Consider the following 21,501-nt stretch of genomic DNA (forward strand, 5'->3'; position numbering starts at 1 on the left):
CAGTATTGCCCCTACGCAGGGCTGCAATTAATCGGTTAATAACAAGCTGTCTAGATAATACGTTAGGTAGGGGCAGTACTGAGTGAGTTTGAAGAAGGGGTTTATCCCCGATGAAAACGAGCGGAATGTCTGCCCGTTTATAATCATCTGTATATATCTTATTTTATAAGGATAATATAGATTTTTATAATCGGTCGAAGCATGCTTCGACCCTACGGTAATGGGAATTGAAAAATAATATTTTCACGATTGTTTGTAGGGGCGATGCATGCATCTCCCGCAATAAAATATAGTCTGGTGATCCTTAATCATTCCCTTTTCTATCTCATATCTCAAATCTAATAGCGAAGCGGTCTCATATCTAAAAAGGCTGCCCTGAGGCAGCCTTCTTATTTTAAACACCAAGTTCTTTTATGACGTACTGGGCATTGTCGATCTTGTCGGCAATCCACAAGACGTAACGGATGTCAACACCGATGGAACGGCTGTAGGCTTCATTCCAGGCGAAGTCATTGATCGTTGCATCGTATGCACGGTCAAAGTTCACTCCGATAAGCTCTCCGTAGGCATTCATGATTGGAGATCCAGAGTTACCTCCAGTAGTATCCATATTGTATAGAATGTTTACAGGAACATCGTTTAAGTTCTTTTGGAAGTAATTTCCGAAATTCTTACTTAACCAGTTTTCCTTAATTGCAGCTGGATATTGGAATTCAGGATCTCCTGAGTTTCCTTTTTCTATTAATCCACGTACCGTTGTAAAAGGTTCCATGTAGGTTGCATCTACTGGGCTATATCCTTTGATATTACCAAAGGTTAGGCGTAAGGTAGAATTGGCATCAGGAATGAAATTCTTAGATTGGAATTTCTCTTTCACTGCTACATAGTCTGCCATTAATTTATTTAAAGTACCATCTCTACGTTTTAGTTCGGCAGCAAATGGAGTGATCTCTGCTTGAAGGTCTCTTTGGAACTTCATCAAGTCATCATCGTAGGCAAAGAATGCTTCCGCACTTTTCAAAACAGTGGCATTGAATTTCTCTTGGTTGTTCAATGTTGATGATTTGATGGCGTTCGTGATAAACTTACCTGCTTGATCGGCAGTTTTTAAGTTATGCTTTTCAACAAAAGGTAATTTGTTTCCATCTTTCAATTGAACCGCTTGAGCGAACATTTGATTGGCAATGTTTTCATCCACTTGTAGGTTGAAGCCTTCATGGATTGCTGCTAACTGTTTCTGGAAATTAGCAACATTATTATTGAATAACTCCTTGCGTTTGCTGGCATTATTTTCCTTCATTAAGGCATCTTTAAAACCATTTGCTAATCGAGCAGCTTGTAAAGTGCGGATTCCAGAATAGATGTTATTGTACCATAACTCCTTTTCTGCATCTTGGAAGACGATTTGATAATGCTTATCAATGTCTTGCATTAAAGTACCATATTGCTTTTTAAGCTCTGGGTTGTTATTAATGAAGTTTGCTAATTCCGCATCCTCTTTCTTTTTCGATTCAACTAAACCAATGTTATGTAAACCTTTTAGTTTACCTCGGTAGTTTTTCATTACGTTAGCATTACGCTTAATACGAGTAGCCAATGCTAATTCCGTTGCTTTATCATCTTTACCAGCATTGTGCATTTGCTGATTTTGGAAATCATATAGCGTAGAAGTATAAGGTAATAAGAATTTTTGTTGATACTCAAGGTATTGCGAAGGTCTGTGACGGAAAGTACGACCAGGATAACCTAGGATAAATACAAAATCGTTTTCATTTACACCTTTAGGGTTTATTTTTAAGTGTTTCTTAGGCTTGTATGGTACATTTTCCTTTGCGTATTTAGCCGATTTACCTTCTGGAGAAACATAAGCTCTTAAGAAAGAGAAGTCGCCAGTATGACGAGGCCATACCCAGTTATCTGTTTCACCACCAAATTCGCCGATATCTTGACGCGGAATATATACTAAACGTACATCCTCAATAGTTTTATAGCGAAAAAGTACATAACTCTTTCCGATGAACATTTCAGATACTTCGGCTTTAATCGTAGGATCTTGTTCTTCAGCTTGCTTAGCTAATTCAGCACGTTTTTTATTGATCATATCAATACGCTCGATAGGATCAGTGATAGTAGCTACAGCGTCTAATACTTGATTAGAAACATCCTCATAAGAATCGGTGATGCGGATAGTTAATCCTTTCGCTTCGATCTCTTGCTCCATGGAGTTGGCTACAAAACCATTTTCCAAGTAGTTGTGCTGAGGAGTAGAAGCTAATTGAACAGCACTGAAGGCACAGTGGTGGTTGGTGATGATCAAGCCATTTGGAGAAACAAATGAGCCAGAACAGCCGCTTACTTGTACAAGTGCATCAACTAATCCTACCTTTCCAGGGTTATAAATGTCCTTTTCGCTGATTTTTAGGCCCGCTTTTTTCAATCCAGCTCGACTTAATTCACTCAATGGGAACATTCCTTCATCAGGAATGGCAGAGTAATTAAAGATACCAGCTGCTAAAATGGTCGATAGTACACCGACTTTTAGAATATTCAACATAGTATTAGATTTTTAATTCAATCCAAAAATACAAAAGATTTTATTGTATTAGGGTATTGTGATGCCTTAAGCATGCCGTACAAGTTAAATATGCCAATAGATTGTTTTTTTATACGCATTAAATGGCCATTTTATGGAAAAGTAAAATCTTTGTTCTTGTCGTAAATTATGGTTATATTCCTATAAATAGTGGGATTTTTTCGGTTAATGAATAATGTGTATTTGATTGTTCATTACAAGGCAGAGTTCCTATATTTGCATGAAATTTTTGGCTCAAGGAGATATTAGCCTGCTATATTATTTTTTTATCACGTTACTGACTTGCCGATTGGCTTTAATGCCAATCATAAATAAGGGTTTTCAAAGGGAATATACATGCGAGAGAAGTTGTTGAAAAAACTAGGATACATCAACCAATGGCGGATGCAAAAGATTTCAAATCGGAATTTTTTAATCGTCTTGGCGTTTCTGGTAGGTATTGTTGGCGGTTTAGCTGCGGCTTTATTAAAGGGTTTGACGCATTTTCTTGCATCAACCTTGCAAGATGATATCGAATGGCATTATAAGTATGGTTTGTACCTGGTCTTTCCACTCATCGGTATCTTGCTCACGGTAATTTACATTCGAAAATTTATAAAAGGCAAGAAATTAGAACACGGAATTACCCCCATCATTTACTCCATATCTAGAAAATCCTCTCGAATTGAAATCCATAATATTTACTCGCAAATTGTCACCAGTGCTATTACCGTTGGATTTGGTGGTTCCTCAGGTTTAGAGGCGCCGATTGCTTACAGTGGTTCAGCTATTGGGTCAAACATTGGTCGTTTCTTTGGATTAAGCTATAAGGAAGTGACTATGCTGTTGGCTTGTGGAGCCGCTGCGGGGATTTCTGGAGCATTTAACTCACCAGTGGCTGGAATGATCTTCGCCATTGAGATTCTCTTGCCAGAGTTCTCTATTCCTGCCTTTATTCCTTTATTAATATCATCAGCTTTAGCAGCAGTAGTTTCAAGAATATTATATGCAGAACCTTTATTCCACACCGCAGCAACGGAATGGGAGGTAGGATCCATCTTATTTTATCTGTTGCTCGGTTTATTGATAGGTTTGTATACAGTCTATTTCTCTAAAATAAGCCAAAGCGTAAAGACCTGGTTTTCTAAGATTAAGAATCCTTACAATAAGGTTTGGATATCTGGTATCAGTTTGGGGGTTATGATTTTTATCTTCCCTGCGCTTTATGGAGAAGGATATTTAAGTATTCAACAGATACTGGATGGACGATTTGATTCCATCGTTAAGAATTCGCTCTTTTCGGAATATAAAGATATTGCTTGGGTAGTCTTGTGTTATACCGTTTTGACTTTATTCGCTAAATCATTTGCTGCCTTATTTACCATTAATGGTGGGGGTAATGGTGGTGTATTTGGTCCAAGCTTAATCATGGGCGGCTTATTGGGCTTTGCTTTCGCCTTTGGGGTTAATCAAACTGGATTAATACAATTGAATGTACCGAACTTTGTCATGGCAGGGATGGCAGGTGCCTTAGCTGGAATTATGCATGCTCCGTTGACTGGGATTTTCCTAATTGCAGAGGTAACCGGGGGCTATACACTCATGGTTCCTTTAATGTTAGTGGCATCTATTTCTTATTTGATTAACCGAGCGGTGATGAAACATTCCATCTATACAAAGGTATTAGCAGAGTCAGGGGATTTGTTGTCTTATGAGGATAAGGATCGTTCTGTGTTGAGTATGATGAAACTGCGGTATGTTTTAGAAACAAATTTTGTGGTGCTCAGACCGGATGAAACACCTGTAGAACGGAAATCAGATATTATACATTCCAAACGGAATATTTTCCCGATAGTGGATGAAAAAGGGAAGTTATTGGGCATCATATACAGTGAAAGGTTATTCTCCATCTTGCTGGACGAAGCAGAAGGAAAAGATAAGTCCTTTGCTGTATTAGCTCAAAAGCCTGCAGATATCATCTTAGAAGATGAGAAGATGGAAATAGTGATGACGAAAATGAATAAGGATGATGTATGGATACTTCCCGTAGTTAACTCCGAGAATCAGTATTTAGGATTTATATCTAAATCATCTGTATTTAATAAATATAGAAGTCTATTGATTCGTCAAGGTCAGTATTTGGAATAGAAAAGATTAATTATTCCATTTGGAATAATGTATGGATATAAGACACTAATGGCGCTTTAATCAAAAATAACAAGGCGCCATTGTCTTTTGGTGGAAGAGAAGAACCTTCGATACCCCAAGTATTATGTTTTGTTCTCATTTCACTATTGGGTTTTCGATTAAAGTAATGTTAATTAATTATTAAGGTTGGTATGAGTATTGGAAAGAATTACGTGTTTTTGGGATTTTAAGCAATAAAATGAGATTTTATCCAAAAAATAGATTGTTTTCTTTATTTATCCCTAAAAACAGCTCTAAAAACTGTAAATGAGTGGATTATGGTTGCATGTGCAATTACTTTAACAAAATTTAACTTTAAAATAATCTGTTAACAAGTGTTAAACGGTACAATAATTGTTAAAAAGTACGTTAATAAGAGGGAAGTGTAATAAAAATATTACGAAGAAGAAAAAACAACAAATTAACGTACTGTGAAGAAAATTAAATTAAACATTTTAAAAGCATCGATATTATTTGCTGCGACAACTATCGTTTTTAGTAGTTGTTCAGAAAGTAAATCAAAAGAAAAAGAACATCCTAATAAAGCCTTGGCATTGCCAGTATATACGGTAGAGAAAGCTAATGCAGTTACTGTAAAGGATTATTTAGGAACAATTGAGGGTAAAGTCAATGTAGAGGTGAGACCTCAAGTTGAAGGATTATTGCAAGAGATTTATGTGGATGAAGGTTCTTTTGTCAAGAAGGGTCAAAAGCTCTTTAAGATCGATCCTTCTTTTTACCAAGAAGATGTAAATAATACAGTTGCTAGTGCTCGTGTAGCAAAAGCTAAACTGAAAAACGCACAATTAGAAGTAGATCGTTTGAAACCATTGGTAGAGAACGAAGTAATTTCAGAAGTTCGATTAGCAGCAGCAGAATCAGAATATCAAGTAGCACGCGCTGGTTTAGATCAAGCCAATGCAGAAGTGCGTTCAGCACAGTTAAGTAAGGACTTTACTGTGGTTAAAGCTCCGGTTAGTGGCTTTATTGGACGTATTCCCAAAAGAATTGGGAACTTGGTTGGTAAAGGTGATAAGGAACCTTTGACTAATCTATCGGATATTCAGGAAGTATATGTTTATTTCGCTATGAATGAGTCTGACTTTCTATATTTCTCCAAAGCGCAAGCTAAAAAGGATAGTATGGAAGGCCGTAAATACAATAAAGAAAAACGCCTAACCTTTCCTAAGGTGACCTTAGTATTGGCTGATGGAGAAGAATATCCTATTAAGGGTACAGTTGATGCGGTAAATGGTCAAGTAGATCGTACTACAGGTGCAATTTCCTTGAGGGCAACTTTCCCAAATCAAAACAACTTCCTACGTTCAGGTAGTACCGGTACTTTGAAGATTTCAGAAGTAAAAGAGGATGTGTTGCAAATCCCTCAGATTGCAACCTCTGAACTACAAGACAAGACCTTTGTCTATGTATTGGATAAAAATAATAAGGCTCAACGCCGAAACATCAAAATTGAAGGTAAGAGTAAAGCCAACTACATTGTCTCTGAAGGCTTACAAGTAGGTGATCGAGTTCTCCTAAGTGGCTTCGATAAACTTACTGACGGTTCGATCATTCAACCGATCGCTCAACAGAACTAATATCTTAAACATTAAACGATAAGGAATTCCATTTCCTCCAAAAGCTTGGGGGCTGGAATTCCCATATCAACCCTAACTCCATATTATGTTAAAAACGTTTGTAAGTCGTCCAGTCTTGGCAACGGTGGTATCCATCATCTTAGTCATCTTAGGATTGGTAGGCTTGAAATTACTACCTGTAACCCGATTTCCAGAGATTGCACCACCAAGTGTAGTGGTTTCCTTAAGTTATCCTGGAGCAACAGCCGAGACAGTAGCTAAATCTGTATTACTCCCAATAGAAGAGGCTATTAACGGGGTTGAAAACATGACTTACATTAAGTCAACTGCTTCTAACTCCGGATCAGGTTCTGTTACAGTATATTTTAAAACCGGTACAAATCCCGATGTGGCATCTGTCAATGTGCAGACCCGTATATCCAAAGCCATCAGTTCCATTCCTGCAGAAGTAAATGAGGCAGGTATTACCACCATGCCTCGGCAGAGTGGTGTCATTATGACGATTAACTTGTATTCCGACCATCGGGATACGGTATATGATGAGACTTTCCTGCAAGCATTTGCGCAGATTAACTTGATGCGTCCTTTACTGCGTGTAGATGGGGTAGCTCAGGTATCTCGATTAGGTGCGCGTGATTATGCGATGCGTGTTTGGCTGAATCCTGAAAAACTAGCACTGTATAATTTGGTGCCTAAGGATGTAACAGAAGCGATTAAAGACCAAAACTTTGAGATCGCACCTGGTAAATTTGGTGAGACTTCTGAAGAAGCATTTGAAACAGTCATAAAGCATAAAGGTCGTTTGACCCAACCTGAGGAGTTTCAAAATGTAGTCATCAAAACGAATGATGATGGTTCGGTGCTTTATCTAAAAGATGTAGCTCGAGTAGAGTTTGGTGCCACAAACTTGAACTCAGATAATAAAGTAGATGGTAATCCTGGTTTGACATTGAACTTGACACAAACCAGTGGATCCAATGCCCACGATATTGATGTTGCGGTTCGTAAGGTACTGAAAGAACAGTCTAAAATGTTCCCTGAAGGTATCAAATATGATGTTACTTATTCCGTTAGAGAGCAAATTGATGAATCAATCGATCAAGTGAAGCATACTTTGTTTGAGGCTTTCATCTTGGTGTTTATCATTGTATTTATCTTCTTACAGGATTTTAGATCGACTTTAATACCAGCGATTGCAATTCCAGTATCGTTGATTGGTACTTTCTTTTTCTTGCAGTTATTTGGGTTCTCCCTGAATGTATTAACCATGTTTGCTTTGGTGCTGGCAATCGGTATTGTGGTGGATGATGCGATTGTCGTCGTCGAGGCCATACACAGTAAGATGCATCATACCGGGCAAAAGGCAAGGGCAGCAACTTTGTCTACCATGTCCGAGATCACTGGAGCAATTCTTTCGATTACCATGGTTATGGCAGCTGTATTCTTACCGGTAGGTTTTATGGAAGGGCCCGCAGGTATATTCTATAGGCAGTTTGCTTATACTTTGGCCACAGCAATTTTGATTTCAGCTTTAAATGCATTGACTTTAAGTCCGGCATTGTGTGCCCTGTTGTTGAAAGCACCGGATGATGAAAAGCATATTGGTGAAAAGAAAAACAAGTTCAATACCTATAAGGATCGTTTCTTTACTGCATTCAATACATCATTCGATCGTATGACGAATAAATACATTGAAGGTGTATCCATGTTGATCAGGAATAAAAAGGTAATGTGGGCAGGCTTGGCTGTAATTACAGCATTAGGTGTGTTTATGATGATGCGTACGCCGAAGTCTTTTATTCCAACAGAGGATGATGGTTTTATTACGTATAACCTTGCCATGCCTCCTGGAGCATCTTTAGCGCGTACTACCGAAGTATTACGTTCCGCAGATAGCATCTTGAAAAAGCATGAAGATATTAAAGGAATGACGACAGTATCAGGTTATAATGCTTTAGATGCGAGTTCAAGTCCGGCATTTGCAGCTGGTTATATCAATCTAAAGCCACATGCGAAACGTAAGAAAATCAAAGATATTAAGGCGTTCATGGATACCATCCGTCAGGATTTGGCACAAATTCATGAAGCTAAATTTACAGTATTCCCAAGGCCAACTGTACAAGGTTTTGGTGATTTTGCTGGGATTGAAATGGTTTTACAGGATCGATTAGGTGGAGATATCCGTGATTTCAATGTGGTAGCCGATAGTTTTATCAATGAGTTGAATAAAATGCCAGAAATTGGAAATGCCTATACCAGTTTCAAATCCAACTTCCCACAATATGAGGTGAATATCGATGTGGTGAAAGCAAAGGCTTTAGGTGTAAGTATCAACAGTCTGATGTCTACCATTCGTTTGTATTTTGCGCGTGTTCAAGCATCCGATTTTAGTCGATTTGGAAGACAGTACCGCGTCTATGTACAATCTGACTTTGATTTCCGTAAAGATCCTGAATCTTTTAACTCCATCTTCGTTCGTAATGCGAAAGGGGAGATGGTACCTATCAATACCTTGTTGACTTTAGAGAAGATTGTAGGTCCTGAGACCATCACTCGATATAACTTATACAATGCGATTACGGTAAATGCAGAGCCTGCTGATGGATACAGTACAGGTGATGCGATGGCGGCCATTGAAAAACTAGCGGAAGAGAAACTACCAGGAAACTTTGGTTATGAGTGGACAGGGATGAGTTTTGAGGAGAGCCAATCAGGTTCACAAACTGTATTGATTTTTGCCTTAAGTATTCTCTTTGTGTACTTCCTATTAGCGGCACAATATGAGAGCTATATCTTGCCGTGGGCGGTTTTATTATCTATCCCAGTAGGTCTACTAGGAGTCTATGGAACAATTGGATTGGTTGGCCTGCAGAATAACATTTATGTGCAGGTGGGATTAATCATGTTGATTGGACTTTTAGCCAAGAATGCCATTTTGATTGTAGAGTTTGCGGTTCAAGAGCGAGCCAAAGGATTGAGTATAGTGGATGCTGCCATTAATGGAGCTAAACTACGACTACGCCCAATTATCATGACCAGTTTGGCCTTTGTAGCAGGGTTGATTCCATTGATGTGGACAGTAGGTCCGTCGGCTATTGGTAACCATTCCATCAGTTTCTCTGCTGCTGGAGGGATGTTATTCGGGGTAGTATTTGGAGTGCTTGTAATTCCAGTCTTATTTGTGGTCTTTAAGACCCTGGATGAAAAGGTGAGAAATAAATTGAAAACAGAGGAAGAATAAGTAGATACATGAAGAAGTTTAGTAATAGATATATCCTAATAGGCTTTGTATTCACTCTAATCTTGAGTGTACAAAGCTGTAAGGTTGGGCAGAAATATACCCAGCCAGAGCATAACCTCCCTGATCAGTTTCGGGGAGACACTTTATCCTATTTTGCAGATACCACCAGTATCAGCAGAATTTCTTGGAAGGAATTTTTTCAAGATGAAATTTTAAAGAAATTGATCGATTCTGCCTTGGCTAACAATTACGATATGAAAACGGCCTTGATGAATATTGAGATTGCAAGTAAACAATTGAGGCAAAATAAATACAATTATTTTCCAGAGGTAGATGCGACCATTGGCAGTGCCAATAAACAATGGCGCTCAAAAGAATTTGGTTCAAGTGCTTCTTCCAAATGGTATGAACGTCATGGTACAAAGGCTCCGGAAAATATGTTTACTTATCAATCGCAGTATGGATCAGAGATAGCGTTTAGCTGGGAGATCGATATCTGGGGGAAAATAAGCAATGCTAAAGATCAATTAACATCTGAGTTTTTAAATACGCAGGAAACAAGAAATGCCATTCAAACGAATTTGATTGCCAATGTTGCAAAAGGTTATTTCAACTTGCTTATGCTGGATGCTAAAATAGAAGTAGCCAAGCGAAATGTAACTTTAAATGATAGTACCAAAGGAATGTTGCAATTGCAATATGAGGCAGGAGAGATCACTGCATTGGGTATCCAGCAGACAGAATCACAACGTTTGCTTGCTGCCTCACTGGTTCCAGAATTAGAAAAGGAAATTGTCATTCAGGAGAATGCTTTACGCGTATTGACTGGTCAAATGCCTAATGCAATTGAGCGTGAAGGTAATTTTGAACACCTTTTCCCTGAGGACCAGGAGATTTCCTTAGGTAGTCCTATTGAATTATTACGAAATAGACCAGATGTTCGAGGAGCTGAATTAACCTTAATTGCTGCGAACGCGGATGCTAATATTCAACAAGCCATGCGCTATCCAGCTTTATCTTTAGGAGGTGAGCTTGGAGTCAATGCGATGTTGCCTAAGAATTGGTTTTCTATTCCCGGTGCACTATTAGGTGGTATTGGAGGAAGTATTACTGCTCCTATATTTAAACGTAAATCCTTAAAGACAAAATGGGAGGTTGCAAAAATAGAACGTGATAAGGCTGAAATAGCTTGGCAACAGTCTATTGTTTCAGCAGTTAGTGAGGTTTCCGATGCGGTTATTACCCTTGAAAAGCAAAAAGAACAATTGGAATATGCACGCTTGCGTGTGGAGAATTCCGATAAGGCAGTCAAGAATGCGAATCTACTTTTTAAAGGTGGATATGCTACCTATTTAGAGGTTATTACTGCTCAAAGCAATGCATTAGATTCAGACTTGGCATTGGTAGAGTTAAGACAACAACAACTGGAAGCCTATGTTGATCTGTATAGATCATTAGGTGGAGGCTGGAGATAAGATTTTCTTCATGGTATCCTCGTGATACACTTCCCTCATCCAATAGTAGCAAAGCGCTGTTTTGGATAAAATTAATGGATGGCTAGGTAAAAATTACCTAGTTCATCCATTTACTTTTTATGTGTATCTATAGTAGGTCTTGAGAAAATTATCGCCAATTTGGCCTAGCAGTAAAAGGGGAGAAGGACCAAGGTATGGATCCTAGAATAAATAGTAATATCCAAATATGTCGCTTAAATAAAAAACGGAATCCCTTTGGAGTTCCTATATGTTTTCTGACTAAAAAGGAACAAACGTTCATCCAAATGATCGCTATACTCATCATCGTCATGTGTTCCAATCCAAAAAATCGAACTTCCCTAATTTTTATGCTTTTGGGAATCGCCTGGTAAAAGTGTTTTACCAAGGGACTTTGGAAATAAAGAAGCCAGCCAACAAAAAATTGTATATTGAATGCCATACAAAACAGAAGCAGGTATTGCAGATCTTTATTCTCAAATGTTTTCCCTTTTAGGCAATGATTCAGAATCCAACAAAATTGCCCAATTAAAGCAATTACAACCACCCAACGAAAATAGCTATGAAAGAGTAACAAGTTTGAATAAAACATGAAATGGAATGTTGTCTTTTTAAAAATTGCACTAAAATTAAACAACAATCCTTAAATTGGTCTTTGAGAATTGCATAATCTACATTAAAATGAAAAAAATAATACTAGGCTTGACGATTTTGTTTTCAATATCACTTTTGACTAATAACCTGTCTGCACAAACAAAATCAACATCAACAAAAACGGAACAAGCAAAACCATATCATCCTGAAGCTGATGCACAAAAGGATATTGATCAGTTAATAGCAAAAGCTAAAAAAGAAAAGAAAAACATCGTCATCCAAGCTGGAGGTAATTGGTGTGTATGGTGCTTACGCTTCAACGATTTTATTCATAGCAACCAGAACGTTTCGACGGTAATCGATAAAAACTACCTTTATTACCATTTGAACTATTCTCCGGAGAATGAAAATGTTGCGGTTTTCAATAAGTATGCACCGAATAAGGGGAAAGAATTTGGCTATCCGTTTTTTATTGTTTTAAACAATAAAGGCGAAGTTTTAACTGTTCGGGAAAGTGGTAATTTAGAACTTGGAAAAGGGTATGACGAAGCTAAGGTATTAGAATTTTTTAACGCTTGGTTGCCCAAAAAGTAGGAATAAACAGTAGCCCGACTATTTCTTTTGCTTTAGTAATACTTCTTGTAAAACGATCGCATGGTTAATGGTTCTACTACGAGCAGCATACAACAGCGTTACAGGATATTTTTGATTGATATCAAGAATATGTTGTAGCGCTTCTTTTTTACCAGCAAGTTCCTTCTTGTATTCTTTCGTGAATTGAGCAAATCGATCCTCTTGATGATTGAATTCTTTGCGTATTTCCGTGGATGGTGCGACATCTTTATCCCACTCATCCAGATAAGCATCTTCCTTTTTCACTCCCCTAGGCCATAAACGATCTACAAGGATTCGATAGCCATCTGTTTCGGCTAATTCATCATAAATGCGTTTTATTTGAATTGAATTTTTCATTTTCCATTTTTGCTATATAACCAGCAAGCTTTGAAAAAGTTTCTTTCCTTAAGCTAGAGGCTGTCCATTTTGGTCCTGATAATAAGCGATCTTATATTGAAACATGGTGGCCATTCGCTCGCCTTGCCATTTTGCCCGGTTAGCTGTTTCACCTACAAATAACTCATCGACAGTCATACTAAATAATCCCACCCACTGTTCAAAATGTGTTTTGTTTACTGGCATCTTAGCATGCGGAGGGAAAGGACTTCCAAAATAGGTGTGTTCCTCCAATAAGACGGTTTGCCAGAACCTATACATCTTCTCCAAATGTTCTGGCCATTTGTTTTGTATGATGCCATCGAATATTGGACCTAATAATTCGTTTTTTCTGATTCGATCATAAAAGGTATTCACCAACAATTGAATATCTTCTATGGTCTTTATATCTGTTAATTCTTTCATTGTTATGGTACTGTAAAGCTTATTAAGATAATTTTGTCTTAAATATATTCAAATAAAAAGCTACCGAATAAGGATACTTTCACCAGCGACTAATCCGGTAGCTAAATCATGAATTGTAGTAGATTCCATCATATGTTTTAGGTCATTACGTATTTGTACGAAATTATGGTGCATGGGGCATGGCTTTTCAGCATTACAGGTTTCTAAACCTAAGGCACAGCCTTCAAATAATTGATTGCCATCAATAGCAGAGACTATATCTGCAATTCGTACGGTTTTCAATTGATGCGAATCCAATTCAAAACCACCATAAGGACCTTTTATTGATTGTAGGAGTTGATGCCGAGAGAGGGTGCTTAATACCTTTGCGGTAAAAGCCTCAGGGGTACCTGTATGATCTGCCACATCACCGATCTTTACACGCTGCCCGTCTAAAGACTTGCTTGCAATGTAAATCATCGCCTTTAATCCATACTCACATGCTTTCGAAAACATAATCACTCCTTTGAATAGCTCAAAGGTACAAAAACATAATCTTATTTAAGAGTAAGTTGTCGGCAATGTGGCAATAAAATGAAATTTCTAATTATGCTTTCGCATCGTTCATGAGTTCATCATATTTTGGAAAACGAGGGGAAACCAAAGTTTTCCATTCTGGATTCTTTAGAATGAAGGCATATACATATGGACAATAAGGTGATACTGTTTTACCTGCTTCTTTGATGAAGTTCAAGGTTTTTTCAACAAGTGCAGCTGCTGCACCAGTGCCTGATAAAGCAGCCGGAGCTTCTGTGTGAATCAAAGCAATGGTACTGGATGTTTCCTTATAATCGATAAAGGCTATATGACCTTCGTAAGCAAGTTCAAATCGTTGTTTGTCTTCGTTCTTCGTTAGTGGGATTTCGATAAATTGAGCTTTCATATTTTTATAACAATCAATAATTATGCTTGTTTTTAATTAATTATAATACCCAAAATTAGTTATTCTTCCGTGCAAATAAATTGACCTAAGTCAAGAAATGAAAAAAGCTGTATCTCTATGAATAGGGGATACAGCTTTTCGTATTGTTTGGTTAAAGACCTTTACTCGTTATGGTAAAGTTCTTCAAATTCTTTTTTATATTTTTCAAGAATGACTTTCCTTTTCATCTTCAGGGTAGGAGTCAACTCGCCATCTTCAATGGTAAACTCATTGGATAATATGATGGGTTTCTTGATTTGCTCCCAATTTCCAAAATGCTGATTAGCCACTTGAACTTCTTTATTGATTTTACGAACTACTTTTTGTTGTTTTAAGAATTCAATCTTTGGCAGATCTTTTAATTCGGGTGCTTCCGATTTACTCCAATCTTGTAGGTGCGCATAATTAGGCACAATATAAGCTGAGGCAAACTTTTGACCATCACCAATGACCATTGCTTGTTCAATAAAATTGGATTCTAATAATTTCTTTTCGATAGGTTGCGGGATGACATACTTACCTCCGGAAATTTTAAACATTTCCTTTTTTCGATCAATGATCTTTAAGAAGATTTCATCTTCCCATACACCAATATCACCAGTATGCAACCAACCATTAATAATGGTTTTATTTGTCTCTTCAGGATTCTTATAGTACCCTTGCATCACATTAGGTCCTTTTACCAAGATTTCACCATCATCGGCAAGTTTAATTTCCACATATTTAACTGCTGGTCCTACAGTTCCAATACGAATACCCTTAATGTAATGATTGACAGAAATCAAAGGAGAGGCTTCTGTCATTCCATATCCTTCATACAATGGAATGCCTGCAGCCAAGAATACTCTGGCTAATTTCGCTTGAAGGGAAGCACTCCCAGAAGCTACTGTTTTTAATTGACCACCTAAAGCTTCATACCATTTGTCTAGTACGAGTTTCTTAGCAAGTTTTAATTTGATATTATACAGAAAGGACCTATTCTCTGGATTGGGATCATATTGTTCGGCAATGGATACTGCCCAATCAAATACCTGTCTTTTGAAACCTGTAAGGTCTAAACCAGCCTTCATGATTTTCTCATATACCTTTTCCAAGATACGTGGTACTGCGGTCATGATATGTGGTTTCACCTCATTAATATTCTGCCCGATCTTATCTAAGGATTCTGCAAAATGTATTGTAATACCGATATACATGTAGGTGTAAATCACCATACGCTCATAAGCGTGGCAAGGAGGGAGAAAGGTTAATGATCGATCATAAGCTTGACAAGGGGTAATCTCGCGTGCAGCCTCTACATTGGAAATGATGTTATGATGAGTTAACATCACACCCTTTGGCTTCCCAGTGGTACCGGAAGTATATATTAAAGTTGCTAAATCTGTCGGTTTAACGGCTTGTCTTAATTCTTCAATTTGTGTTAATGGCACATTTTGTCCAACATCAAAAACCTCTTTCCAATTACGTACTTGCGCATGTTCTTCAATACAGAAGATATATTTCAGACTATAAATAGATTCGCGAATGGCTTCTAAACGTTGAAATAGGTTCTTATTACTAACGATACACAGTTTAATCTCAGCATCATTAAAAATAAATTGATAGTCAGTATCTGTAATGTTTGGGTAGATAGCAACCACTACAGCACCAATCTGCTGAATTGCAAAGTCAATAATATGCCATTCTAAACTAGAATCAGCTATTAGGCCAACTTTCTCATTAGGTTTGACACCTAATTCCACCAATCCTCTAGATAAGCTATTGACTTGTTCTAAAAAAGTTTCAGTAGATACATTTTTCCATTCGCCTGCAACTTTATGCGACATAATAGAAAGGTTTGGATATAAATTTGACTGTCGAAAAGCCAAATCAAATAAACGCAGATTTTCCTCCATAATATTCATAACATACTTCTTCCTTTAAATAGAGGAAGTTTTCTTAATTAGCTAAACAATTGCTTAATGTAAGAAGTTTTGCAAAAGTAGGAAATTGTTAGATATTGTATTCATTTCTTTGTCTTTTATCTTATTTTACCCAATTTTATATGTTGATTAGAAAATAATTGGCATGATATAGCAATTATCACCTCACAATGGGCTAATAATATTTTTTTGTCCCTATTGTGATTAGAGTTTAGTGAATTGAAAGACCTCTGTGAATAATGAATTTGGTTGGTTATTAGCTAAAAATATAACTAATTGCAACATTTTGATTTTATAATTATTATTTGCTTGGGGAGGTTAAAATTTTTAAGTTTGTTTAAACTACACAGGAATGAATACCTATAATAATCCAGTTTTAGAGCGACTTCCAAGACACCTTAATCGATATGTCGTTGAACAGAACTATGCGCGATACTCAGCCATTGATCAAGCGATATGGCGCTATGTTATGCGTCAGAATTACGCCTATTTGAAAGATGTAGCCTACTATCCATATATCCCAGGATTAAAGATTGCTGGTCTTTCCATTGAACGTATTCCGGATCTTCAATTGATGAACGATAGCTTGAAAAAGATTGGCTGGGGAGCTGTAACGGTTGATGGGTTTATTCCTCCTGCTGCATTTATGGAATTCCAAGCCAATTGTGTATTGGTGATTGCGGCTGATATCCGCCAAATAGATCATATTACCTATACACCTGCTCCTGATATTATTCATGAATCTTCAGGGCATGCCCCAATCATTGGAGAACCGGAGTATGCTGATTACCTGCAATATTTTGGTGAAATAGGCTCTAAGGCTATGAGCTCAGCAAAGGATTTTGAAGTTTATGAGGCCATCCGCAATTTATCAATCTTAAAAGAAAGCGAAGAGGCTACAGAAGATGAAATCAAAGCCGCTAGTCAACATCTTGACGATGTAGTAGCTTCCGTAGGTGAGCCATCTGAAATGTCTCTGTTAAGTCGTTTACATTGGTGGACTGTGGAATATGGACTTATTGGAACTGTCGATAATTATAAAATATATGGTGCAGGACTATTATCCTCCATCGGTGAAAGTGCTACCTGTTTAAAAGATGATGTGAAGAAACTTCCATATAGCATGGATGCCATCAATTATGCATATGATATTACCAAACCACAACCGCAACTCTTTGTTGCTAAAGACTTCCATGAAGCTTATCGGGTGTTGGATGAATTTGCTAGTGGTATGGCATTCAAAAAAGGAGGTAAGCTTGGAGTAGACCGTGCCATTGATAGTGCTAATGTTTGCACTGCTGTGTACAGTTCTGGTTTAGAAGTATCAGGAACTTTTGTTCCTTTTGTATCCGAAGAGGAATTAATCGGCGTTAAAACACAAGGTCCTACAGCTTTAGCTTATCAAGGAAAACAATTAGAAGGCCATGGAAAAAGCTACCATAAGGATGGATTCAGTTCACCTGTAGGTCGTTTATTAGGACAAAAGAATGCTTTGGAAGATTGTAATCTGGAAGAGTTAGAACAATTGGGAATTAGCCTTAATCAGCCTGCTAGCTTATATTTTAAATCAGGAATCTTGGTTCGTGGACAGGTAAAGAACTTTTTGTTTAAAGATAATAAACTGCTCATCATCACTTTTGAAGATTGTACGGTAATTCATGAACCAAGTAATCAAGTGTTATTCCAACCAGAGTGGGGTAATTATGATATGGCAATAGGCGAGGAGATCGTATCAGTTTATGCGGGTGCTGCTGATAAATTTGCTTTTGAACCTGAGGTCAAAATTACAGACTTAAAAACAGAAAAAGCTTCCATAAGTTCGGAGACATCCGTTCTGCAAGAGATATATTCCAGTCTACGTAGCATTCGTGAAGATAAACCAGCTAAGGAAACCCTTTACGATCTGTATGAAAAATTGAAAAACTGTTATGCCAGCGATTGGTTAGCTATGATAGAAATCTATGAATTGAGTATTCATTACGACTTTACTGAGCTAAGTAGTTTTGTGGAAGATGTGCTGAATAAGAAAATAGAGACGCATCCAGAACTAGAAAAGCTGATAAACGATGGGATGCATTTAGCGAAAACACAACCCATCAATTTAGAATTAAGCTAATAATAATATCTGCCAAGCACGATCTAATTCACCTTCATCCAAAGATGTTGCAGCATAGCGTTGTAACTCATTGCGAAGTTGAGTTTGATCGTCTTTCCACATTTCCAGCAAACCATTGATATGCTGATCATCTGCTAACTCCTCTGTTTTCTCTGGAATAGCTTCTACATTGGCTAATAGACCCAAATGATTTCCTGTTAGAATGCTTGATAGTCGAATATGCTCTGGCAATTGATCTACTCCAATTCCTAATTTACGAAGAGGCTTAGGGACTTCAAATAAGTTGTCAGCAGTAACTCGACAATACCAATTACCACCTAATCGAGCAACAAGATCCAATGCCGCTTGATCCATCTCATTTTCTTCATTAAGTAAATTCGATTGAATATGCATGCACAATACTTCGGCAATGACCAAGTTTCCTGAACCACCACCAGGTCCAAGATCAATAACTTCTTTCACCTTACATTCTAATTGAACTGGCGATTCAGCAACACGTGCAGGCTTGATTAGTGTGGATGCCAATGGTGTTAAGCCACTCTTCTCAAATTCATCAACACCTTCAGCATATTCTGTACTTGCCAAAGATTGTTGCTGCACCATATCGTAGTTGACAATGTTGATAACCACTTCACCAGTTGCTTTAATGTTATGCAAAGTATGTTTGTCCGATCCATCACGCATACGTGTCAGAGGTGAAAAGACACAGATAGCAGGAGATTGGGACATGAAATTAAAGTAACTAAATGGACTTAAGTTTGGCTTGCCATCTTGATCAATTGTACTGGCTAAACAGATTGGCCTTGGTGCTACAGCATATTTAATGAGGTTATCAAAGACAGCAGAATGATTTTGCTGATCAAAGGTCTTCATTTCGTTAAACGTCATCTTTGTTTGTTTTATATGGATTTATGATTCAATTGGATTTCTATTCCTCGATAAAAGTATTGGAAAGTTTACCTAATCCGGTAACTTCCATTTCTACTACGTCACCTTTTTGCAACCACTGTTCTTGGTAGTTTGGATCTTTTCGTTTTCCTGTTCCGTTAAGTTCTAGAAAACAACCTGTGCCCACTGTTCCTGAACCAATGATGTCGCCAGGGTATAGCGTCACACCATAGGATACTCGTTCTATGATTTCAGCAAAAGTCCAATGCATGTCTGCCAATGATCCAGAAGATACTTGGATACCATTGACAGTGCAGCTCATTTTTAAGTCGTATACCGCGCCAATATGTCCTTCCTTAGGCGATGTTTTGTAAGATGCTAATTCGTCCATAGTCACTAAATACGGACCAAAGGCACTTGCAAAATCTTTTCCTTTTGCAGGACCTAGATTCAGTTTCATTTCTTCCATTTGCAAGGTTCTGGCGCTGATATCATTTAATATCATCAACCCTGCAATATAGCTATCAGCCTCGGCTGCTTTGATATTTCGGCCCTTTTTATGGATGATGATGGCGACTTCTAATTCGAAGTCCAAGTGTTCAAAATGCCTTGGCATACATTTTACTTCACCACCTCCTTGAATAGCTTGATGGTTTGAAAAATAGAATACTGGAAACTGATCGAACTCAGGAATCATCTCTAAACCACGATTAGCTCTTGAGGTTTCAACATGTTGCCTGAAAGCATAAGCATCCCTAAAAGATGGGGGATTAGGTAATGGGGCATGGACTTGAAGTTGATCAATTGGAATACCTAAATTCTGGAGATTGCTGTCTGATATTATCTTTTGGTTAAGACTTTGGAGTTGTGCTAGACCGGCATCTCCTTGTTGCAATATGCTTAATAAATCTTTGGGTAATTCTTTGGATATCAAGTGGCAAGGATAGACTAATCCATCTAGGAAAAGACCAATCCTTTCGATATCGTGCTCTAAATAGGTTACAATTCTCATAAAAGTTTTTGCAGCGACAAATAAATTTACGCTTCTACTACCTGTGTAAGTCTATAATTCGGAAAATATATTTCATCTGATCAGATATATTTTCAACATCGCTGTAAATATAAGATTATAAAACTTATATTTGATTTAGTTGATACCCAATTATGAACAACTTTGGAAATAAACATAGAAACCTATCCATGGGTTTGATGCCTTTTGTAAAGGCATTATTGGCCGAAGTTGTCTTCGCACAATACTAATTCCTCCTTTAGTTTCTTGTATTCATAGATTAATCCTGTTGGTTAGTCTGCTATCCATTTACTATAAATTTTCGAATTATGCCAATCTATCATCATTTGGGAGAAATCCCTGAAAAAAGACACACCGTATTCCGGAAACCGGATGGTGAGCTTTATGCAGAGGAGCTGGTCTCTACACACGGCTTCTCCAGCGTGTATTCTTTGGTATACCATTGCTACCCGCCTACATTAGTTAAAGCTATCCGCGATCCTTATGATGTTTCCCCAAAAATCGCTCGTGAGAAACATCTCAAACATACCAGCTTGAAAGGTTTTCAAGTAAAACCTAAAGCTGATTACTTGGAAAGCCGAGTTCCTGTGCTTGTAAACCAGGATCTACACATTTCATTAGCGGCTCCTATGGAGTCCATGAAGGATTACTTTTATAAAAACAGCCAAGCAGATGAAGTGATCTTTATCCATGAAGGATCGGGTAAACTGTTAACCGGTTATGGCGAAATCCCATTTAAGTATGGTGATTATTTAGTAATCCCACGTGGGGTAATTTATCAATTGGAATTTGATAGCTCCGATAACCGATTGTTTATCGTAGAGTCATTCGAGCCTATTAAAACGCCAAAACGCTATCGAAATGAGTTTGGTCAATTAATGGAGCATGCACCTTTCTGTGAGCGAGATATCAAAAGACCTTCTAATTTGAAGACTTATGATGAGAAAGGTGAGTATGAAATTAAGATCAAAAAACAAGGATTAATCTATCCTTACTTATATGCCACCCACCCATTTGATTTTATTGGTTGGGACGGATATCATTATCCTTGGGCATTTTCCATTCATGATTTTATGCCTATCACAGGTAAATTACATCAACCACCTCCAGTACACCAAACATTTGAAACCAATTCTTTTGTGCTATGTAGTTTCTGCCCTCGTTTATATGATTACCATCCAGATTCAATCCCTGCGCCATATAACCACAGTAATGTGGATTCCGATGAGGTCTTGTACTATGTAGATGGCGATTTTATGAGCCGTAAGTCGGTAGAACGAGGTCAAATAACTTTACATCCAGGAGGTATTCCACATGGCCCGCATCCAGGTACAGTAGAAAAAAGTATTGGACAGACAAAGACAGAAGAATTAGCTGTCATGATCGATCCTTTTAGACCTTTGATGCTTACAGAGCAAGCTTTAGAACTGGAAGACCCAGATTATTATATTTCATGGATTAACGCGTAACCCAATTAAAATTA

The 21,501-nt window shown here is 37.7% G+C and carries 16 protein-coding genes; 7 read left to right on the forward strand and 9 right to left on the reverse strand.

What is annotated here, in order from left to right; all coding sequences use genetic code 11:
* Positions 1-394: 394 nt before the first annotated feature.
* Positions 395-2,554, reverse strand: coding sequence for a S46 family peptidase (locus ACP6L2_RS01370; protein ID WP_440507521.1), 2,160 nt, complete (start codon positions 2,552-2,554; stop codon positions 395-397).
* A gap of 375 nt (positions 2,555-2,929) precedes the next feature.
* Here ACP6L2_RS01370 and ACP6L2_RS01375 point away from each other — a divergent pair, with 375 nt between their 5' ends.
* Entirely contained in the window at positions 2,930-4,720 is a 1,791-nt protein-coding gene (locus ACP6L2_RS01375; RefSeq protein ID WP_440507522.1) for a chloride channel protein, read from the forward strand.
* Positions 4,721-4,730: 10 nt separating this feature from the next.
* Here the strand turns inward: ACP6L2_RS01375 and ACP6L2_RS01380 are convergent, their stop codons facing one another.
* Positions 4,731-4,859, reverse strand: a complete 129-nt coding sequence (locus ACP6L2_RS01380; protein ID WP_440507523.1) for a hypothetical protein — start codon at positions 4,857-4,859, stop codon at positions 4,731-4,733.
* Between the two features lie 331 nt (positions 4,860-5,190).
* Between ACP6L2_RS01380 and ACP6L2_RS01385 the strand changes: the two genes are divergently transcribed.
* From ACP6L2_RS01385 to ACP6L2_RS01400, 4 genes are all read left to right on the forward strand, one after another.
* Positions 5,191-6,357, forward strand: a complete 1,167-nt coding sequence (locus tag ACP6L2_RS01385; protein ID WP_440507524.1) for an efflux RND transporter periplasmic adaptor subunit — start codon at positions 5,191-5,193, stop codon at positions 6,355-6,357.
* Between the two features lie 85 nt (positions 6,358-6,442).
* The gene (locus ACP6L2_RS01390) at positions 6,443-9,598 is read left to right on the forward strand and encodes an efflux RND transporter permease subunit (protein ID WP_440507525.1); all 3,156 of its coding nucleotides are present in this window, start codon (positions 6,443-6,445) and stop codon (positions 9,596-9,598) included.
* Positions 9,599-9,606: 8 nt separating this feature from the next.
* Positions 9,607-11,073 carry an efflux transporter outer membrane subunit gene (locus tag ACP6L2_RS01395; protein WP_440507526.1) on the forward strand — a complete coding sequence of 489 codons (1,467 nt, stop codon included), beginning with the start codon at positions 9,607-9,609 and terminating at the stop codon, positions 11,071-11,073.
* A 699-nt stretch (positions 11,074-11,772) separates the two neighbouring features.
* Positions 11,773-12,279 (forward strand): thioredoxin family protein, encoded by a 507-nt coding sequence (locus ACP6L2_RS01400; protein WP_440507527.1) that lies wholly within the window; start codon positions 11,773-11,775, stop codon positions 12,277-12,279.
* Between the two features lie 18 nt (positions 12,280-12,297).
* Here the strand turns inward: ACP6L2_RS01400 and ACP6L2_RS01405 are convergent, their stop codons facing one another.
* The 5 genes from ACP6L2_RS01405 to ACP6L2_RS01425 all read right to left on the reverse strand — a co-directional run bounded on the left by ACP6L2_RS01405 (position 12,298) and on the right by ACP6L2_RS01425 (position 15,888).
* Positions 12,298-12,657: a DUF488 domain-containing protein gene (locus ACP6L2_RS01405; protein ID WP_440507528.1), complete on the reverse strand. Its 360-nt coding sequence runs from the start codon at positions 12,655-12,657 to the stop codon at positions 12,298-12,300.
* 48 nt (positions 12,658-12,705) lie between these two features.
* The gene (locus ACP6L2_RS01410) at positions 12,706-13,101 is read right to left on the reverse strand and encodes a group III truncated hemoglobin (RefSeq protein WP_440507529.1); all 396 of its coding nucleotides are present in this window, start codon (positions 13,099-13,101) and stop codon (positions 12,706-12,708) included.
* A gap of 60 nt (positions 13,102-13,161) precedes the next feature.
* Entirely contained in the window at positions 13,162-13,596 is a 435-nt protein-coding gene (locus ACP6L2_RS01415) for an RrF2 family transcriptional regulator (RefSeq protein WP_344674352.1), read from the reverse strand.
* A gap of 91 nt (positions 13,597-13,687) precedes the next feature.
* Positions 13,688-14,023 (reverse strand): GNAT family N-acetyltransferase, encoded by a 336-nt coding sequence (locus ACP6L2_RS01420; RefSeq protein ID WP_440507530.1) that lies wholly within the window; start codon positions 14,021-14,023, stop codon positions 13,688-13,690.
* A 161-nt stretch (positions 14,024-14,184) separates the two neighbouring features.
* A complete protein-coding gene (locus ACP6L2_RS01425; RefSeq protein WP_440507531.1) occupies positions 14,185-15,888 on the reverse strand; it encodes an AMP-dependent synthetase/ligase in 1,704 nt (567 codons plus the stop codon).
* 448 nt (positions 15,889-16,336) lie between these two features.
* Here ACP6L2_RS01425 and ACP6L2_RS01430 point away from each other — a divergent pair, with 448 nt between their 5' ends.
* The gene (locus ACP6L2_RS01430; RefSeq protein ID WP_440507532.1) at positions 16,337-18,100 is read left to right on the forward strand and encodes an aromatic amino acid hydroxylase; all 1,764 of its coding nucleotides are present in this window, start codon (positions 16,337-16,339) and stop codon (positions 18,098-18,100) included.
* Here ACP6L2_RS01430 and ACP6L2_RS01435 read toward each other — a convergent pair.
* The gene (locus tag ACP6L2_RS01435; protein WP_440507533.1) at positions 18,092-18,988 is read right to left on the reverse strand and encodes a flavin reductase family protein; all 897 of its coding nucleotides are present in this window, start codon (positions 18,986-18,988) and stop codon (positions 18,092-18,094) included. The genes ACP6L2_RS01430 and ACP6L2_RS01435 overlap by 9 nt on opposite strands.
* 40 nt (positions 18,989-19,028) lie before the next feature.
* Complete coding sequence (locus tag ACP6L2_RS01440; protein ID WP_440507534.1) at positions 19,029-20,000, reverse strand: fumarylacetoacetate hydrolase family protein; 972 nt, start codon at positions 19,998-20,000, stop codon at positions 19,029-19,031.
* Positions 20,001-20,326: 326 nt separating this feature from the next.
* Between ACP6L2_RS01440 and ACP6L2_RS01445 the strand changes: the two genes are divergently transcribed.
* The gene (locus ACP6L2_RS01445; RefSeq protein WP_440507535.1) at positions 20,327-21,487 is read left to right on the forward strand and encodes a homogentisate 1,2-dioxygenase; all 1,161 of its coding nucleotides are present in this window, start codon (positions 20,327-20,329) and stop codon (positions 21,485-21,487) included.
* Positions 21,488-21,501: the final 14 nt, after the last annotated feature.

This window comes from Sphingobacterium lactis (genome assembly GCF_051951495.1).
Lineage (GTDB): Bacteria > Bacteroidota > Bacteroidia > Sphingobacteriales > Sphingobacteriaceae > Sphingobacterium > Sphingobacterium lactis_A.